Here is a 17,495-nt window from a genome sequence, read left to right as displayed (position 1 = left end):
CGTGATTCGTCCCCGCTGGCTCGTCGCCCCGCAGGAATTCAAAGGCACCCTCCGCGCCGCGCAGGCCGCGAACGCAATGGCCGAGGGCGTGCGCTCCGTCTCTCCCGAGGTGGTGTTGGACATCGCGCCGCTGGCGGACGGCGGGCCCGGCACGGTGGACGCGCTGCTGGAGGGCACGCGAGGCGAGCGCCGCCGCGTGGTGGTGCGTGGCCCGCTGGGCACGCCCGTCGAGGCGAGCTGGGCGCTGCTGGATGACGGGCGCACGGCGGTGGTGGAGATGGCCGCGGCCTCGGGACTGTCCCTCGTGCCCACGTCCGGGCGTGACGCGCGCAATGCCTGCACCCATGGGACGGGCGAGCTGATGCGCACCGCGCTGGACTCGGGCTGCGATCGGCTCATCGTCGGACTGGGCGGCAGCGCGACCACCGATGGCGGCAAGGGCGCGTTGGAGGCGCTGGGCTATCGCTTCCTGGACGCAGCGGGGCGAACGCTGAGACCCGGCGGAGCGTCGCTGGTGGACCTGTCGAGGGTGGATGCCTCGGGGCGACATCCGGCGCTCGGGCGAGTGGAGCTGCTCGTGGCCACGGACGTGAGTTCACCGCTTCTGGGGCCCGATGGTGCCGCGCGGCTGTTCGGGCCGCAGAAGGGCGCGGACGCGGCGGCCGTGGAGGAGCTGGAGGCAGGGCTCGCGAGGCTCGCCGCGGTCGTCGGGGAAGGCCCTGCGCAGCGCGCGGGCGCGGGCGCGGCGGGTGGCCTGGGCTACGGGCTGGCAGCGCTGGCGGGAGGGCGGCTGGTGTCCGGCTATGAGCTGGTCGCGCGAGCGTTGGGCCTGGAGCGACGCGTGCTGCTCGCGGACGTGGTGCTGACGGGCGAAGGGCAGTTCGATCGGCAGACCTCCTTGGGCAAGGGCCCTGGAGCCCTGGCGCAGCTCGCGCGCGAGCACGGCACGCAGGTGGTGCTCTTCGCGGGCTCCGTGCGACGCGAGGACGGACTCAACCCGTCCCTGTTCCACCAGGTCGTGGACCTGTCCGCCGCGCCCACGACGACGGCCCCCCCCGCGAGCATCCTGCGCGAGGCAGCCGCGCGCTGGGCCGCGACACGACTCGGGCACTGAGCCCAGCACGAGACGGGCAAGTGCCGAGAAGCAGTCCACGTCACATGCCCGCGGCCTCGGCCTGAGTCACTCGCAGACTCGCGGCACGCGTGCCTTGGAGCAGTCGAGGTCACGCGCACCGTGCTTTCCAGCGCGCGACTCAGACGTCCAGCGGATCCGTGGTGCGCACCACGCGCATGCCCGCCCGAGCGAAGTCACGCACCGCCGCGTCCGCCACGCGCGGGAAGTCGAGCGCGGGCGGCAGCGGCTCCAGCGGCGGCGCGGGCACCGGACTCATCGCGTCCTCGAGGATGTGGATGCGCCCCATCTTCGAGGGGGCCGTGCGCTCGATGTGCTGCTGCAGGTCCCGCAGCGTGGAGAGCACGCAGTGGGACTTGGCCTGCCCGAAGACGTAGACGCGATCGAACGACATCAAGTGCTCGAAGAGGCGCGTGTTGAACTCGCCGACCTTCTGGCCGCGCACCTCCGTCACCTCAGGCGCCAGCACGGAGTAGTTCTCCGTGAGCGGATGCTCGCCCTTCAGCTCGAAGTGCGTGGGCGTGTCGCGCACGAGGGCATGGAAGAGGCTCGCCTCATACATCGCGGGAACGAGCCCGTGGCTCTGCCCACCCAAGAGCGCGTGATACGGCCAGATGGTGAGGACGTACCGGCCGCTGGCCTCCAGCCGCTCGCAGTACGCGAGGCTCTCCTCGGGGTGACGCGTGGCGGTCCAGACACCCGCGCGCACCGCGTCCGCGGTGATGACCGTCAACGGCGGTGGCGGAAGCCCTCGGGCATCGCGCCACCACGCGGGATGGAAGATTTGGAAGGCGCGATGCGTGTCGAGCGAGAACACCAGCGCCGTGAGTCGATCCAAATGGCCATGCAACCACCGCAGCGTCCGCTGCGTGTCCTCGACGGCGCCGGGAACGAAGAGGCTCGCGCCCGGGGTGCAGAACGCCACCTGCGCGTCGATACCGAACGCGGCGATGCGCAATGTGTCTTCGCGCGCGGGCCGGATGCGGTGCTCGGCCGCGTAACGCCGAGCCTCCTCGGCGACCTCGGCGGCGCGCTCCAGGTAGAGCTGGCTGACGCGCGCGTCCTCGTGAAACCGGGGCATGGGAAGCAGGGCCATGGCGTCGTCCTCCTTCAGCGGCCGTGGGGGAAGTGGCGGCGCGTGAGTTCCTGCACGAGCGCCTGCGTCACGGGGGAGTAACCCACGCGAGCATCCTCGGGCGCGATGCTCTGCGAACCCACCAGCGACGGCGTCTCGGGCGCGGCCTCCATCAGCGGGAAGTAGCCCTCCGGCACCTCCTCCCCTTCCTGCGCCACCAGCCCGATGGGCCCCGAGCCGCTTCGACGACGCAGCAGCACGGGCGCGCCCGGGATGCTCTGCTTGCCCTCGGCCAGCTCATTGCCGAACTTCATCACCGGCGTGCTGCCCGTGCGCGACAGCTTGTAGATGGCCGCCACGCGGTCGCGCGTGAAGGGGCACCCCATGGCCTTCGCGACGATGTGGCCACCGTAGCCGTAGAACTGCGCCGAGGGCTCCCAGCCCACCTGACGCCGCAGCTCCTCGAACTCGCGCGTGGCCTGCGCGTCCAGGCCGTCTTCCAGGATGTTGACCGGACGGATGCCCAGGTCGCGCGCACGCGTCACCGCGTAGAGGTACTGGAGCTTCTTGTTGCCCGAGTCGAAGCGGATGGAGTCCCCCGCGCCGGGGTCCTCGCTGATGAGCTTGAAGGCCGCGGGCACGCCCGAGGTGAGCGTGTCGAAGGTGTCCAGCAGATAGCTGGAGCGCTGCGGCCGGCGCTCGCGGATGGCGCGGAACGCCACCTCGTCCGAGCCATACCGCTGCACGTGCTCGTGGCCCATGGTGCCCACGGGAATCATCCCCAGCTTGCTGGCCAGCGCCACGTTGCTCGTGCGCTGCACCCCCGCGTCCTTGCACGCGCGGAGCGCCAGCTCATGCTGCTCCATGCACGTGGCCGCGCGCAGGCCCACCTCGAAGATGCGCGCCGGGTCCTCCACCACGTCCACCAGCTCCTTCACCAGCGCACGCACCCGGCGGGAGTAGCCCTCGGCGTCCACGGTGATGGAAACCGGCTTGACGCCCACCGCGTCGAGCGTCTCCAACGCGATGCGCTTCTGCTCCTCGCAGGTGACGACCGACAGCGCGCGAGAGAGCCCCTCGCGATCCGTCAGCGCCTGGGTGGCCACCTGAATGCGGTAGTTGAGTTGCAACAGCAACGGCTCTACCCAAGACACCAGGGCCGAAGGGCCTGTCAGGGTGAAGATGGGCTCGCGCGGATAGAAGAGCGCGCCGCGCGGAATGGCGCGGACCTTGAGCCGCTCGCGCCGGAGGATGGCGGCCTTGAAGCCCACGCCCATCTCGTAGTCGTAGCGAGCGAGGTACTCGTAGTCTTCGGGCACGGGCGAGGGAAGGAGGTCCCGAACGAACGCCTCCACGTCCAGCGGCATGACCTGGAGCCCGCCCTTGCGGTGCGCGTAATAGAAGGTCTCCTGGCGAAGCGGCCAGCCAGCCTCCGCCATGCTGAACTTGTAGCCATCCGTCGCGAGCAGCGATGTCGCCATTCCTGGGGGTGCTCCCTTCCGTTGCCCAGGAGACTAAGCGCGGTGGCCGCATGTTTCACCATTCCGCGTTCGGCGGGAGTGACACACGGCCTCGGTTGCCGCACCGGCAATGATGCCGGCGCCTATGCGACGCCTGCTTCTGCCGCTTGGACTGAGCCTCGGGGCGCACGTGGCGCTCGGCTGGGCGCTCGCGCGGCGCCCCCCGTCCGTGCCCTCGTGGGCCACGACTCACGCGGGCCCTGTCGCCCCTGGATGGCTCGCGGTGGAGATCCGCTCCCCCGTCGCACCGCGAGCCACCACACCGCCCGCCCCCGCCACGGCCCACGCAGCGCCGCGCCGCACACCAACCTCACCCGCCCAAGCCGTGCCACGCGCCGGGCCGACCGCGCACGAGCCCCCGCGCCCTGCCCCACCGACCTCGCCCGCCATGGCCCAGGACACACCCCGCGCCGCGCCGCGCCTGGACAGCGACATTCCCCGAGCGAATCCCCCGCGCCTGGACCTGAGCGTCCCCTCCAGGCAAGCGCCTCACCCCGACCCGCAGCTGCTCGTCGTGAGTCAGAACGTGGAGCGCGGCACGGGCGGTTCGGGGCCCGTGATGGAGCTGGATGCGGGCGTCCCTCCTCCAGGCGCGCAGCGCGTGGTCGAGGACCTGGTCGCGGAGAGCATGGGGCGCGGTCGGGTGGAGCGCGGGCTCGTGGACCCGTACTTCCAAACGCTGGGCAAGACCTTGATGAAGGCCTGGGATGCGGACCGCGCGGTGTCACGACAAGGCCTCAAGGGGTTCCTCGCGGAGCAGCGAGACAACTCGCGGGCCTTTGGCCAGATGTGGATGGCTCACGCCGCGGCCTACGGTGCGACGGGCGCTCCCGTTGACGGGAAGACACTCGCCGCAGCGGGACGCCATGCCTCCGGCGAGCCCATGCATCCCAACCTGGACGTGGATCGCGAGCTTCGCGCACAGTGGGAAGCGCGGTTCCGAGACATCCGGTCCGCCGTCATCCGCGTGGAGCAGAACGCGGAGGGCGAGTTGCTCGACGTGCGGCTCGTCTCCCCAAGTCACGCGCCCGAAGTGGACCGCGAGGCGGTGAAGGATGTGCGCGCCGCCGCGCGGATGCTGCCTCCGCCTCCCCCCGAAGCCCTCCATGGCCGTAGCCGCATCATCAGCCTCTGGCAGTTCGAACTGGTCATCTCCATCAGCCCGCCAGTACCGTCGTTCAGCTTCGAGTTCGACGAGGCCCTCGGCTTCGTCGACCCGCGCATGCCCCTGGACCGCCGCATCTACAAACACGTCCGCTTGCTGGAAGTCCGCTGACGGCAGGTCCGCGCCTACCCTTTTGCCGAGTGGCGATCAGATTCCGTGAAATGACATTTCCAGCGCTAGGCCGCCTCTCCCACTCCTCCTAGTATTCATGCCTTCCATGGCAAACAAGGTTGCCCCGATGCCCGCGGATAAAGACACCCAGACTCAGAAGATCGAAGCCACCCTGCGCGAACACGCGATGAGCCATGCCGGCGCCCACGAGGACTTTCCGTGGGGTCATCGCGCCATCAAGGTGAAGGACAAGACGTTCCTCTTCATGAGCGTGGACGGCGCGAAGCTGAGCCTGTCCGTCAAGCTGCCCGAGTCCGGCGGCGCGGCGCTGATGCTGCCCTTCACGCAGCCCACGGACTACGGCCTGGGCAAGAGCGGCTGGGTGACGGCGCGCTTCGACGCCGGCGCGCAGGCGCCCGTGTCCGTGCTCAAGGCGTGGATTGACGAGAGCTATCAGGCCATCGCGCCCAAGAAGCTGTCCGCGAAGGCAGGCCGTGGGAGCCCCCCGAGCCGCGCCACCCGCGTGAAGGCCGCCGCGAAGAAGGCCGTGGCGAGCGTGAAGAAGGTCGCGAAGAAGGCCGTGGCCAAGGTGCGCGGCGCGACGAAGAAGGCCAGCCCGCCCAAGAAGGTGAGCGCGCCCAAGCGCCCCGCGCGCAAGGCCACTCCGGCTCGGGGCAAGCGTCAGGCCGCGCCCACGACGCGCCGCGCCCGCCGCTCGTAGTCGCACGTCCTCCGCGCTCCCCGACTCAAGCCGAGGGAGCGCGGAAACGCGCGATGCCTACTTGCCGCCCTTCTTGCGCCGAGCGGAAGCGGGCGGAGGACTCGCGCGCCGCTGGGTGACGGGCGCGGGCTTCGGGTTGCCGAAGACGCGATCGTAGTCCTTCATGCTGCGCTTGATGACCTCCAGCGCCTCGGGGCGGTCATAGACCTCCGCGATGTCGACGCTGCGCTTTCCCTCACCCGGCAGCTGCTTGTAGGTGAGGAAGTAGTGCTTGAGGCGATCCAGCAGCGGGCGCGGGAGCTGCGCGATGTGCTGCAGCTCGCCGTACACCAGGTCTGACTCCAGCACCGCGATGATCTTGTCGTCGGCCTCGTTGCCGTCGACCATCCGGAAGCCGCCCACGGGCACCGCGCGCACCAGCAGGTTGCCGGTGGAGACGACCTTCTCCGTCAGCACGCAGATGTCGATGGGGTCGCGGTCGCCGTGCACGTCCTTCAGGCCCGTGCGCTCGGCACAGCGCTTCGCCACCAGTTCGTCGCAGTACGTCTGCGGAATGAAACCGTAGAGCGAGGGGCACTGGCTGCTGAAGCGCTGCGGCCGGTCCAATTTGAGGATGCCGGACTCCTTGTCCAGCTCGTACTTCACCGCGTCCGTCGGGACGATCTCGATGTACGCGGTGACGACCTCGGGGGCTTCGCTGCCCGGCGTGACGCCGTGCCAGGGATGCAACTGATAGCTGCTCTGCTGCGGGTTCTTCTTCATGAGACGTCTCCCGAGCGCTCGCGCGCCTCGGCGTAGAGCTGTGCGACCGCGCCCTCCAGGCGCCGGGTGAGCGCGTCGCGGTTGTCCATCGTGAGCCCCTGGGTGGAGATGGGCTCGCCCACCACCAGCGCCACGCGCTGGCCCCACCGCACGGCTTTGCTCCCCTTGGGAAGGATGAGCCGCGTCCCCGACACCGCCATGGGCACCACGGGCACGCCGGCTTGGATGGCCAACGTCGCCGCGCCCTTCTTGAACGGCTTCAACTCCCCGTCCGGACTGCGCGTGCCCTCCGCGAAAAACAGCACGCTGACGCGCTCTCGCACGGCCGTCACCGCGTCAGCCAGCCGAGCGCGGTCCTCCTCGCCTCCCGTGCGCCGCACCGGGATGTTTCCCGCGATGCGCATGGCCGGCCCAAACACGGGGATGCGGAACAGCTCCTCCTTGGCCACGTAGCGCGTGTGCTTGCGGACGTAGGCAAAGTTGAGGGGCGCGTCGTAGTGCGACTGGTGATTGCACACGAAGATGACGTTGCCCTCGCGCGGGATGTGCTCCAGCCCGTGGGCCTCGTGGCGCACGCCCGCCGAGGCGAGCACCGCCTTGCCCCAGGTATGAAGCGCCGCGTCCGCGGACGCGGGGTCGTCGCGCAGCGAGTGCGCGGAGACGACCACGGAGAACACGCCGGTGAGTCCCACCGCGGACGTCCCAGCGAAAGCCGTCTGGAGGAGAGCGCGAATCACACGAACCCGTGGGCGGGGAACAAGAGGACGTCCTCGATGCGCTGGACCCCCTGCAGCAGCATGAGGATTCGGTCGAGCCCCACCGCGATGCCCGCTGAGGGCGGCATGCGTCCGACCGCTTCCAGGAACCGCTCATCCAACGGATACACCGAGCGCCCCAACCGCCGGCGCAGCTCCTGCTCCTCCACCAGCCGCGCGCGCTGCTCCACCGCGTCCGTCAGCTCGGAGAACCCGTTCGCCAGCTCCAGCCCCTTCGCGTACAGCTCCACGCGCTCGGCCACCTGGGGCTCGCCCGGCTTCAGTCGCGACAGCGCGGCCATCGAGGCGGGGTACTCGATGAGGAACGTGGGCCGCTCGTGGCCAAGCCCCCGCTCCACCCGCTGCAGGAAGAGGTGGAAGAACACGTCGTCAAAAGACTCGGCATCCCACGTGCGGACGCCCACCGCTTCGGCCGCCCGCTTCAGCGAGCGCCCATCCGGATGCTCGCGCAGGTCCACGCCCGTGGCGCGCAGCACCGCGTCTCGCACCGTGAGCCGCTCGTAGGGCGTGCGCGCGAAGAAGGACGGGTCGGCCCCCGGCTCGCCCGGCGTGGCCGCGCGCCCTGCCTCCGAGAGCGCCGCCTCCAGGTCCGCCATGATGGCGTGGTAGTCCGCCTGGGGCCGGTAGAACTCCAGGAGCGTGAACTCGGGGTTGTGCGTCGGAGACACCTCTCCGTTGCGGAACACCTTGCAGATCTGAAACAGCGGCCCGCTGTCCCCATCGGCGAGCAGGCGCTTCATCGCGTACTCGGGGCTGCTGTGCAGGTAGAGCGTCCGGGCGCGGCCCACGTCCGTCTCCGGCACGAACGGCGCCTCGAAGACGGTGATGTGGGGCTCCATGCCAGGTGCGGGCACGAGCAAGGGGGTGTCCACTTCCAAGTACCCCTGGCCAGTGAAAAAGCGGCGCAGGGCGGAGTAGAGGGCCTGGCGGCCCCGAGCAGCCCGCCATTGAGTGGGGTTGGGCATGGGCACGGCGGAAGTAACATGGGGCCCCGCATGCACCCAAGGATTCCCGCCCTCCTCGCCCTGGCGCTCTGCCTCACCGCGTGTCCCAAGGCCCCTCCCGCGACACCGGTCCAGCCCGTCGGCGAGGAGCAGCGCCTGACCCAGGAGGTCCGGGCACTGTCTCTGGAATCCGAGAAACTCATTGAAGAACAGGCCCGCCTCCTCTGGGTCAGCTGGACCGAGGGGCGGCGCGTGGACGTGGCCGGGACGTACGCGGGCAAGGAGGCGCTGTTCTCGCTGGAGAACCTGCGGAAGATCGATCGCCTGCGCCAGCTCACGAAGGATCCGCATGAGCTGCGCGCGCTGACAGCGCTGCACAGCCACTTCGCTGGCGAGCACGTGTCCCACGCGCTCGCGGAGCTGAACGACCTGATGGCCAACCTGACGTCCTCGCTGACGCTCAGCGTGGACGGGCGCGAAGTGCACTACCGCGAGTTGGAGCGGCTGCTCGCCAACGAGCGCAGCGCGACGAAGCGTCGAGCGCTCTACGCCGCGGCCACGCCCGCGCTGGAGCGAATCAACCAGACGCTGCGCCGGCGCGAGCTGCGCACCGAGGAACTGGTGCGCGAGATGGGCTTCGAGTCCTACGAGGCCTTCGGCAGTGAGCTGCGGCAGACCGACCTGGAGCGGCTCGCGAAGCTCGCCGAGGAGATCCTCCAGGCGACGCAGGAGCCGTACCGCGTGGTGATGGAGCGCCTGAGCCAGCGCGAGCTGGGACTGCCCTTCAACCAGATTACCCGCGCGGACATCCCTCGCTTGTTCCGCGCGCGCGAAGTCGAGGACGCGTTCCCCAAGGGCGAAGCGCTGCTCAAGGCGCATGGCACGGTGGCCGGAATGGGCATCGACCTGGACGCCATGCCCAACGTGAAGATCGACGCGCGTGACCTGCCTCGGAAGAACCGGCTTCCGCTGTCGCTGCCGGTGCAGGTGCCCGGCGACGTGCGGATGTCCTTCAAGCCGGGCATGGGCGTGCTGCATCAAGCGCACGTGCTGCGCGCGTTCGGTCAAACGCTGCACGCGGCCTTCACGAAGGAGCCGCGCTTCGAGCTGGCGGTCCTCGGCAACCCCACCGTGGGCGAGGCGTACTCGGCACTCTTCGAGGACTTGCTGGAAGACCCCGTGTGGCTCGAGGAGCACGCGGGCGTGATTGGCGAGCAGCGCGCGCAGTACCTGGCGGCCTCCAGCGCGCACAAGCTGTTCCTCATCCGTCACGCGGCCGGCCGCCTGCTGTACCAGTTGGAGCTGCACCGGCGCGTGGAGGCGGATCCGAAGGAGCTGTACCGCACCATCATGGCGCGCACCGACGACATGCCCATGAGCGACGACGACGTCGCGCGCTACCTCGTGGACCAGGAGGACTTCTTCGAGTCAGCGGACAGCTTCCGCGCGTGGTTCCTCGCGGGTCAGCTCCAGGGGCAGCTCAAGGCGCGCTTCGGCCCCGCGTGGTGGCGCTCTGCCGACGCGGGCACCTTCCTGAAGGGCCTGTGGGCGCATGGCAATGGCCTGTCCACCCGCGAGGTGACCCAGGCTCTCGGGGAGCAGGGCATCGCGCCGGACGTGCTGCTGCTGCGCCTGGGCACCACGCTCCAGGTGCCCATGAAGCTGGACCTCAAGCGCATCGAGGACCTGCTGCCGCCCGCGCCCGGCCTGGAGAACTTCACCACGCCGCCCACGCCCACCTCACCGCCGCCCACGGGCGCGAAGCCCGCGCCCGGCCTGGAAAACTTCACCGCCCCCGCGAGCACGACACCCGGCGCGTGATGGCCAGCGGGCGAGCCGCGCGCGGAATGCTTTGCGTCCCCACCGCTTGCACGTAGGGTGGGACGCCATGGTGTCCGTGAATCAGCTCCGACCCTTCGCCGGGGCCTCGCTGGATGCGTTCCGGGCCGCGTCCGGGCCCGTGGCCCTCATCCAGCAGCCCGTTGACCCCGTGTTCCGCAACATCGCCGCGCAGATGACGGGAGTGCGCACCGTGGGCATGGCCCACCGCAACCGCATGACGGAGCGGCTGCTGGCCATGCTGCGCGACTTCGACAACCTGGAGGTCCACTTCCTCCAGCCCACCGCGGATGGCCAGGAGTTCACCGTCGGCCGAGCCGAGTGCGACCTCGTCGTGCCGGACCCTTCCGTCTCGCAGCACCACGCCACGCTGCGCTGGAACGCGACCACGGGCGGCTTCACGGTGCGCGACGCGCAATCCATGAACGGGACGTGGATCAACAGCGCACCGCTGGGCTTCCGAGCCCAGGTGGTACTCCACGACGGCGACACGCTGGCCTTCGGCGACGCCCCGTTCCTCTACCTGCTCGCGGAGACGCTCCACGCGCACCTGCGGCTGGCCAGTCCCCAGTCACCGCCCTGAGGACTGGCCGCTCGCGCGGGCGCTACAGCAGCTTCATCAGCTCCGCGCGCTTGGCGTTGTACTCCTCGTCCGTCAGCACGCCCGCGTCCTTCAGCTCCTTGATCTCCTTCAGGCGCTGCGCGGGCGAGCGCGTGTCGGCCGGAGCCGCCGCGGGAGCCGGCTCCGACGCGGGGACGCGCTGCTGGGCCTGCTGCTGCTGGTTGGAGAACATCTGGGCCATGCCGAAGCCCATCCCCATGCCCATGCCCTGGAGCGCGCCGTCCGAGCCGCCACCGCCCTTGGCCATGCCCTCGGACGCGCCGAGCATCGCCTGGCCCTGGGCGTACTGCTGGAAGCCGCCCGCGAGCCGCGAGTAGGCCACGTCCTTGGACAGCTTCTTCAGCGTGGCCTCGTCCTCGTCCTTGATGCTGACGTGGAAGTTGCCCATGCGCACCACGGTGAGGCCGTAGTCATCCACGTGCGGCTTCAGGCCGGCGATGACCTCGGTTTCAATCTCCTCGGTGTACGCGCCGCTCGTCACGTCCAGCAGCGGCCACTTCTTCTTCACCAGCAGCTCGGCGATGCGGTCGCGCGTCACCTTGAGCACCTGGTTCTTGAACCAGCCGACGAACTCCTCGTTGTTGGAGCGGCCCATGCCCACCAGGCCCACCACCAGCTTCTCCGGCTCCGTCACGCGGATGGAGAAGTCGCCGTACACCATGGTGCCAATGCCCAGGCCCGTCTCCGGGTCGCGCACGTCGCCAATGGGGCCGCCGAACTTCAGGCCGGTGTGCTCACGCACGGAGACGAAGAAGATCTCCGCGATGAACATGTTGCCGCCGGTGAAGCCCTCCAGCAGCCGCGACAGGAACGGGATGTTGTTCGTGTCCAGCGAGTGACGGCCGGGCCCCAGCTTGCCCTCCACCTTGCCGTCCTTGACGAACAGCGCCACCTCGTCGGCGGCGACGGTGACCTGGGTGAGCATCCGGACGTTCTTCTCCGGGTACTTGTAGACGATCTGCCCCTTGGCATCGTCCGCCCGAGCGATGAAGTTGCGCTTCGCCTCGCCCTTGATGCTGTCGAAGATCCCCATTGCTTTCAGCGCCTCCGTGGCCGCCTTGCGGCCCATCAACTCGCACCGCCAACCACGCCCACTAAATGCATGACCACCGGAACGAAAGCGCGCCCGCTTTCGTCCCGCGTCCGGGGCGGAAAGATACCATCTTCACGGGGGTTTGCCCGGTCGGTCGCCCAGGGACCTCAGCCCCAGCGAGCCACCAGCCGCTCGCGGTCCAACAGCCGGATGCTGGCCACCAGCAGCACGACATCCAGCACCAGCACCACCGCGCCCTCCAGCGCGTAGTAGCCCGCGCCCGCCTTCAGGAAGCCGGCCACCTGCCCGCCCACCAGCCCCACGAGCGGCAGCACCACCAGCGCCGCGAGCTGCTGCGCCATGCGCGCCTCGTTCACCCGCGCGGAGATGATGACCGCCACCCCGTTGCCGAAGAAGGCGAACAGCGGCGCCAGCACGAACACCCCGAAGCCCCAGAGCGCGTTGGGCATGAGCGGCGCCTTCACCAGCGGCCACGCCACCACGTCCACGCCCACGCAGAACAGCACGAACGCCACCCAGGTGATGGCCACCGCTGGCATCAGCGCCGCCAGGCTCTTGCCCGCCACCAGTTCGGCCGCCGTCACCGGGGACGCGAGCAGCGGCTCCAACGTCCGGCGCTCCTTCTCCCCCGCCACGCTCTGGGACGCGATGAGGATGGGCACGAACACCGGCATCACCAGGAACATGCCGAACCAGTCGGTGAGCGACTTGTCGATGAGGAAGCGCGCCGCGCTCACGTTGAGCGGCAGCGTGGGGTCATAGAAGAGCGCCACCGTGCGCAGGTCCGCGTGGTCCGGCTGCCGCACGTACGTCCACACCACACCGATGGGCACCGTCACCATCACCGCGGGCAGCACCGCCATGGACACCAGCAGGCCCACGTTCTTGCGCAGGTCCAGGAAGTCCTTCCAGAACACCGCCAGCGCGCGCCGGGGACGGAACGCTCCACTCACGCCGCATCCTCCTTCAGCAGGTCCAGGTACACCTCTTCGAGCGGACGCTGGGCGGGCACCGCGCTGTGAATCCGCGCACCGGCCCCCACCAGACACGCCACCACGTCCGGGGCATGCGCCTCGTCCGCGAGCAGCACGCGCAGCCGCCCGCCCTCCGCCAACACGCCCGGCGCGAAGGGCAGCGCGGAGAGCACTGAACGGAACCGCTCGGCTTCGCCCTCCACGCGAACCTCCAACGCCTGCCCCGCGCGGCGCAGCTCCCGCACCGACCCCAGCGCGAGCAGTCGCCGTTTCACCACCGCCACGCGCTCACACAGCCGCTCGACCTCGGCGAGGTTGTGCGAGCAGAGGATGATGGTGCGCCCCTCGGCCGCCAGCTCCGCCACCGCGTCGCGCACGGTGCGCGCGGACTCCGGATCCAAGCCGCTGGTGGGCTCATCGAGGAAGATGACCTTCGGGTCGTGGACGAGCGTGCGGATGATGGCCAGCTTCTGGCGCATCCCCTTGCTGAAGCCGCCGCACGGGTCGTCCTCGCGGCCCGCCAGCCCGAAGCGCTCCAGGTAGTGCTTCGCCCGAGGCCACGCCGTCGCCTCGTCCAACTCGTGCAGCTTCATGAAGAAGCGCAGGTTCTCGCGCGCGGTGAGCCGGTCATAGAGGCCGGGCTGCTCGGTGAGGAGCCCCACCACCTTGCGCAGCGCCTCGCCGTCATGCTCCGCGCGATGGCCCCACACCACGGCCTCGCCCGAGGACGGCCGCAAGAGGCCCGTCAGCATGCGCACCGTGGTCGTCTTGCCGGCGCCGTTGGGCCCCAGGAGGCCGAACACCTCACCGGGCCTCACCTCGAAGCTGAGGCCCTCCACCGCGACGCGCTCGCCGAAGGACTTGCCCAACCCCCGCACGCGGATGCCGCCTGGCTCCGCGGCGGATGCGGGCTCCACCGTGCCGCCCGCACGAGGCACCGCGAGGGTGCTCACTCGATGGTCACCAGGACGAACTTGTTGTTGATGTCCCGATCGATGAGCGTGACGGTCTTGTCCGTGCCCACCGCGTTGCGCAGCAGGTTCAGCCGGTTGTGCTCCACCAGGGCCCACTCGCGGCCAGGGCGCGCGGCGAACTGACGCATGCGCATGTTCGCGTCACCGGCGCGGAACTGCTCCACCGTGTTGCGCGAGTAGAACGTCTCACCGCGCCAGTTCATCATGAACGCCGCGATGGGCTCGCCCGCGTTGCGCTGGCCGTAGTAGCGCCAGAAGAGGTCGCGCTGCGTCCAGTGGTGGGACAGGTCCACCCATTGGCCCCAGTTGAACCAGAGCGCGAAGCTGGCGGCCAGACCCCAGAACGAGCTGAACAGCAGCACGCGCGAGCGCATCAGCGCCGCGACCGCCGCCAGGATGCCCGCCACCGCGAACGCGAAGCCCATGGCCGCCTTCACGTTGATGGGCTCGGACAGCGACTTGAACAGCGGATCCGCCGTGCCCGCCATGCGGAACCCTCGGGCCGCGAGCGACACGCCCACGAACACCAGCCCCGCCGCGAGCACCTGGTAGCTCCCTCGGCTCTCCTCGGTGCCCGGCTTCATGACCTTCAGGAAGATGTAGCCACCGGTGACGGCCAGCGCCGAGCCCAACAGCATCAGCGCGGACACCTGGCCCTGGGAGGAGACACCCCCCAGCGTGGCCAGCCCGCATGTCAGCAGCAGCAGCGCCACCGCGCGCGCGCCGAGCGATCGCCGCGAGCGCCCCATGAACGCGTCGATGGAGAGGTAGACGCCGAACGCCAGCAGCACCAGCGTGACCACGTCCCCCGACCACAGCGGCCGTGAGGAGAACAGCGAGATGGGCCGCGTGACGAGGTCCGTGGGATAGGGCCGGTCGTAGTTGAAGACGAACAGGTCGGTGAAGTCCTTGGGGTTCTCCGCCAGGTCCTTGCCCACGAGGATGAACAGGACGAGCCCGAAGATGAGGCTCACCGCGTGCGCGGAGATGCCCTCTTCCCAGAGCTTGTCCACGAACAAGGCGATGAGCACCGCCAGCCCCGGGAGGATGGGGAACACGTAGTGGTGGAACTTCGTCGCGCTGGAGCCCAGCAGGTAGAACGCGAAGGCCACCCACAGCACGGCGATGAGCGCCAGGTGGTCCGCCTTCGACGCGGAGCGCAGCCGCAGCCGCGACACCACGGCGAGCGCGCCCGGCACCAGCGCCACCCACGGGAAGATGGCGTAGCCGCCCTGCTCGATGAAGTACACGAACGAGCCCCCGGGCGTCGTCGTGTACACGCCCGCGGTGAGGCGGTTCAGGTGGTCGTGGATGAAGAAGCGGTACCAGAAGAGCTTGCCCTCATCGTCCAAGCCATCGAAGAGGCACAACGTCAGGTACCAGGGCACCGCGACCGCGGCGAACACGAGGATGCCCGTGCCCAGGCGCATCCGGTACATCTGCGCCCACAGCACCGGCATGGTCCTGCGGCCCTCGCGCACGTCCTTGCGGAACTCCGCGTCGCGCAGCCAGCTCAGGTGCGCTTCCACGCTCTTGCCATCCCACGGGATGACGGCGGCGATCGCGTACAGCACGAGGATGACCGCGGGCAGGCCCACGCCCAGGAGGCCCTTGGCCAGCGTGGCCAGCCCCGCAAACACATAGAAGGCGTACCACCACGCGGTGCGATGCCGCGTCGTCTCATCGAGCTGCCCGATGATGGCGCACGCCATGGCGCACACGAAGGTCGTGACGAAGGGCGTGTCCGTCACCGTCTGCCGCGTGAGCAGGAAGTACAGCGGCATGGTGCACAGCACGAAGCCGGTCGCCAGCCCCGCGCGGCGACTCACCACGCGAGACACCGCCAGAGACAGCAGCGTCACCGCCGCGATGCTCAGGAGCGCGAAGGGCATGCGCATGCCCCACTCCGTGTAGCGAGCGAGCGCGCCATCGGTGCGCAACGTGCCCACCACCTGCATCCCCAGCGCCTGCATCCACATGGTGAGCGGCGGCTTGGAGAAGAACCACGCGTTCTCCCAGTAGGGATAGACGTAGTCCTGGCGCTGGATCATCTCGCGCGCCACCTCGCCGTAGTGCGTCTCCCATGGGTCCCACAACCCCACGGCGCCCAGGTAGGGGATGAAGAGCAGCGCGGCGAAGCCGGCCGTCGCCAGCACCACGCGCAGGCTCGCGGGAAGCGCGCGCCACCTGGCCGCCCACGCACCCGACACGGTCTCCTTGCCGAGAAGCGCCTCGGTGAAGGTCTGCTCTTGCTGCTGTTGTTCGCCGTCGCTTGCCACGGGCAAGTGCTCCTTCGTCGTCCGGGACGGATGCCCCGCGCTCGGCGGGATCGCGGCCTTATATCCCCGCGCTCCCCGCCGGTCGACCTTCGCGGGTTGCGCCAATTTCGCGCCACTGTGAGCCGCCATTGTGCAGAAGCCTGCACACCTCGGGCAGCCCCCAGGGGCGCAGGCCCGAGGCTCGGCCGGGGGCACGGGCCTTGTATTGGCCGCCTGACGGTTCCGGGCACTTTCGCTCGGCGCCGCACCGACCGAGGAGACCCATGCTGCCTTCCATCGCGGCCCTGACCTGTGCCCTCTTGCTCGGGCAGGAGGGTGGCGACACGACGCCCCCCGCGCCCGCGCCCCTTCAGCAGACCGGTGGCGAAACGGCCCCGCCCCCGCCCGCGCCGCCGCTGCACCTGGAGCCCGCCGCCCCGGCTCCGCCCACGCAGCAGTGGGAGTCCATCCACTACTGCGTCGACCTCCCTCCCACCGAGCGCGTCCCGTCGGGCCACTACGCGGCCGAATGCGACAGCGCGAAGCACGAGTGCCGGGTCGCCCCTCTCCACGAGCTGGATGGGTCGGGCACGGAGACGGACCGAGCGCTGGAGCGAAGCCAGGGCTGTGTGGTGAGCCAGTCGCTCCTCGACACCCTGGGGGAGTACCGGTTGATCCCCGCCGTCGCCAGCGCGCCGCCGGGCTGGTACCGCGACGAGCAAGGCCGGGTGATGCAGTTCAACTTCGACCTGCACCGCCGTATCTGGCTGGGAGGTGCATGGGCGCCCCGCTGGGTCGAGGGAGGCTCGGGCCACGACAACCGCGTGCGCGCGGACTTCGGGATGGACTTCGAGTGGCCCCAGGGCCCCTCGCGCGTGCATCGGCTGACGCTGTTCGACACGGCCATCTACCTGGGGGACGACAGCGCCCTGGATGCGACGCTGCTGCGCTACGACTTCCGCACCGAGGAGCACGAGCCGCTCGTCCGCGTGACGACCTTCGTGGGCAAGCCCGCGCGGCACGACATCTTCCTGAACCTGGGCGTCTGGACGGAGGCCATGCACCTGGAGAAGGTCCGCCGCGATGGCGCCCGAGCCGACTTCCTGGCCCTGAGCACGGTGCACGCCTCGCTGGACCTGTGGCACTCGCGCGACCTCGTGTCGTACGTCCGCGTGCGCGCCGGCCCCTCCATCGAGCGGGACCTGACGGGACGCCAGCTCACCCTGGTTCCGGGGGCGGCGCTCGAAGGCGACCTGACGCTCGACCGGGACGGCTTCCACCACCTGCGCGTGGAGGCGGGAGTGGAGAAGGTGCTGCTCTCCAAGGCCGTGGAGGGACGCGTGCTGCGCCCCGAGCGCCTGCGCCTGCACGCCGGCTACGAGGCCATCCTGCTGGCCATCAACGACCAGCCCGTGAGCCTGGTGCTCGATGGCCGAGGCACGTGGCGTGACGACCTGGCGCACCTGCCGGCGACCTGGGAGTGGTCCGCGCAGGCGGGGCTGCGCTTCTCGCTGTGGGCCCCGGTCCGTCGCTCGGCGCCGCTCGCTGGAAACGGGAAGGGCTAGTCC

15 protein-coding genes are annotated in these 17,495 nt (G+C 69.9%); 6 read left to right on the top strand and 9 right to left on the bottom strand.

The window, feature by feature from the left end; translation table 11 throughout:
* Position 1 precedes the first annotated feature (1 nt).
* Entirely contained in the window at positions 2-1,114 is a 1,113-nt protein-coding gene (locus JGU66_28730) for a glycerate kinase (protein ID MBJ6764770.1), read from the top strand.
* Positions 1,115-1,253: 139 nt separating this feature from the next.
* On the opposite strand, the gene JGU66_28725 is transcribed toward JGU66_28730, so the two are convergent.
* Both JGU66_28725 and JGU66_28720 read right to left on the bottom strand, forming a co-directional pair.
* Positions 1,254-2,228: a nicotinamidase gene (locus JGU66_28725; GenBank protein ID MBJ6764769.1), complete on the bottom strand. Its 975-nt coding sequence runs from the start codon at positions 2,226-2,228 to the stop codon at positions 1,254-1,256.
* A gap of 14 nt (positions 2,229-2,242) precedes the next feature.
* A complete protein-coding gene (locus JGU66_28720) occupies positions 2,243-3,688 on the bottom strand; it encodes a nicotinate phosphoribosyltransferase (protein ID MBJ6764768.1) in 1,446 nt (481 codons plus the stop codon).
* Positions 3,689-3,797: 109 nt separating this feature from the next.
* On the opposite strand from JGU66_28720, the gene JGU66_28715 reads away from it, so the two are divergent.
* The gene (locus tag JGU66_28715; protein MBJ6764767.1) at positions 3,798-5,003 is read left to right on the top strand and encodes an energy transducer TonB; all 1,206 of its coding nucleotides are present in this window, start codon (positions 3,798-3,800) and stop codon (positions 5,001-5,003) included.
* Positions 5,004-5,130: 127 nt separating this feature from the next.
* Positions 5,131-5,724, top strand: coding sequence for an MmcQ/YjbR family DNA-binding protein (locus JGU66_28710; protein ID MBJ6764766.1), 594 nt, complete (start codon positions 5,131-5,133; stop codon positions 5,722-5,724).
* 57 nt (positions 5,725-5,781) lie between these two features.
* On the opposite strand, the gene JGU66_28705 is transcribed toward JGU66_28710, so the two are convergent.
* Genes JGU66_28705 through genX form a run of 3 tightly spaced genes read right to left on the bottom strand, consistent with a single transcriptional unit; the run spans position 5,782 to position 8,227 of the window.
* Positions 5,782-6,486, bottom strand: coding sequence for an inorganic pyrophosphatase (locus JGU66_28705; GenBank protein MBJ6764765.1), 705 nt, complete (start codon positions 6,484-6,486; stop codon positions 5,782-5,784).
* A complete protein-coding gene (locus JGU66_28700) occupies positions 6,483-7,223 on the bottom strand; it encodes a 1-acyl-sn-glycerol-3-phosphate acyltransferase (GenBank protein ID MBJ6764764.1) in 741 nt (246 codons plus the stop codon). The genes JGU66_28705 and JGU66_28700 overlap by 4 nt, the downstream gene beginning before the upstream one ends.
* Positions 7,220-8,227, bottom strand: a complete 1,008-nt coding sequence (gene genX, locus JGU66_28695) for an EF-P lysine aminoacylase GenX (GenBank protein ID MBJ6764763.1) — start codon at positions 8,225-8,227, stop codon at positions 7,220-7,222. The genes JGU66_28700 and genX overlap by 4 nt, the downstream gene beginning before the upstream one ends.
* Here genX and JGU66_28690 point away from each other — a divergent pair.
* Entirely contained in the window at positions 8,210-10,027 is a 1,818-nt protein-coding gene (locus JGU66_28690) for a chromosome segregation protein SMC (protein MBJ6764762.1), read from the top strand. The genes genX and JGU66_28690 overlap by 18 nt on opposite strands.
* 67 nt (positions 10,028-10,094) lie before the next feature.
* The gene (locus JGU66_28685) at positions 10,095-10,628 is read left to right on the top strand and encodes an FHA domain-containing protein (protein MBJ6764761.1); all 534 of its coding nucleotides are present in this window, start codon (positions 10,095-10,097) and stop codon (positions 10,626-10,628) included.
* 22 nt (positions 10,629-10,650) lie between these two features.
* Here the strand turns inward: JGU66_28685 and JGU66_28680 are convergent, their stop codons facing one another.
* The 4 genes from JGU66_28680 to JGU66_28665 form a co-directional block, all read right to left on the bottom strand.
* Positions 10,651-11,700: an SPFH domain-containing protein gene (locus JGU66_28680; protein ID MBJ6764760.1), complete on the bottom strand. Its 1,050-nt coding sequence runs from the start codon at positions 11,698-11,700 to the stop codon at positions 10,651-10,653.
* A 167-nt stretch (positions 11,701-11,867) separates the two neighbouring features.
* On the bottom strand, positions 11,868-12,674 hold the full coding sequence (locus JGU66_28675; GenBank protein MBJ6764759.1) for an ABC transporter permease subunit: 807 nt from the start codon (positions 12,672-12,674) through the stop codon (positions 11,868-11,870).
* Positions 12,671-13,534: an ABC transporter ATP-binding protein gene (locus JGU66_28670; protein ID MBJ6764758.1), complete on the bottom strand. Its 864-nt coding sequence runs from the start codon at positions 13,532-13,534 to the stop codon at positions 12,671-12,673. Before JGU66_28670 ends, JGU66_28675 begins: the two co-directional genes overlap by 4 nt.
* A gap of 110 nt (positions 13,535-13,644) precedes the next feature.
* Complete coding sequence (locus tag JGU66_28665; GenBank protein ID MBJ6764757.1) at positions 13,645-16,077, bottom strand: glycosyltransferase family 39 protein; 2,433 nt, start codon at positions 16,075-16,077, stop codon at positions 13,645-13,647.
* Positions 16,078-16,211: 134 nt separating this feature from the next.
* Here JGU66_28665 and JGU66_28660 point away from each other — a divergent pair, with 134 nt between their 5' ends.
* On the top strand, positions 16,212-17,492 hold the full coding sequence (locus JGU66_28660; GenBank protein ID MBJ6764756.1) for a hypothetical protein: 1,281 nt from the start codon (positions 16,212-16,214) through the stop codon (positions 17,490-17,492).
* The last annotated feature ends 3 nt before the right edge of the window (positions 17,493-17,495 follow it).

It is taken from the genome of Myxococcaceae bacterium JPH2, assembly GCA_016458225.1.
Taxonomy (GTDB): Bacteria; Myxococcota; Myxococcia; order Myxococcales; family Myxococcaceae; genus Citreicoccus.
This window is presented reverse-complemented; position numbering and strand designations above follow the sequence as displayed.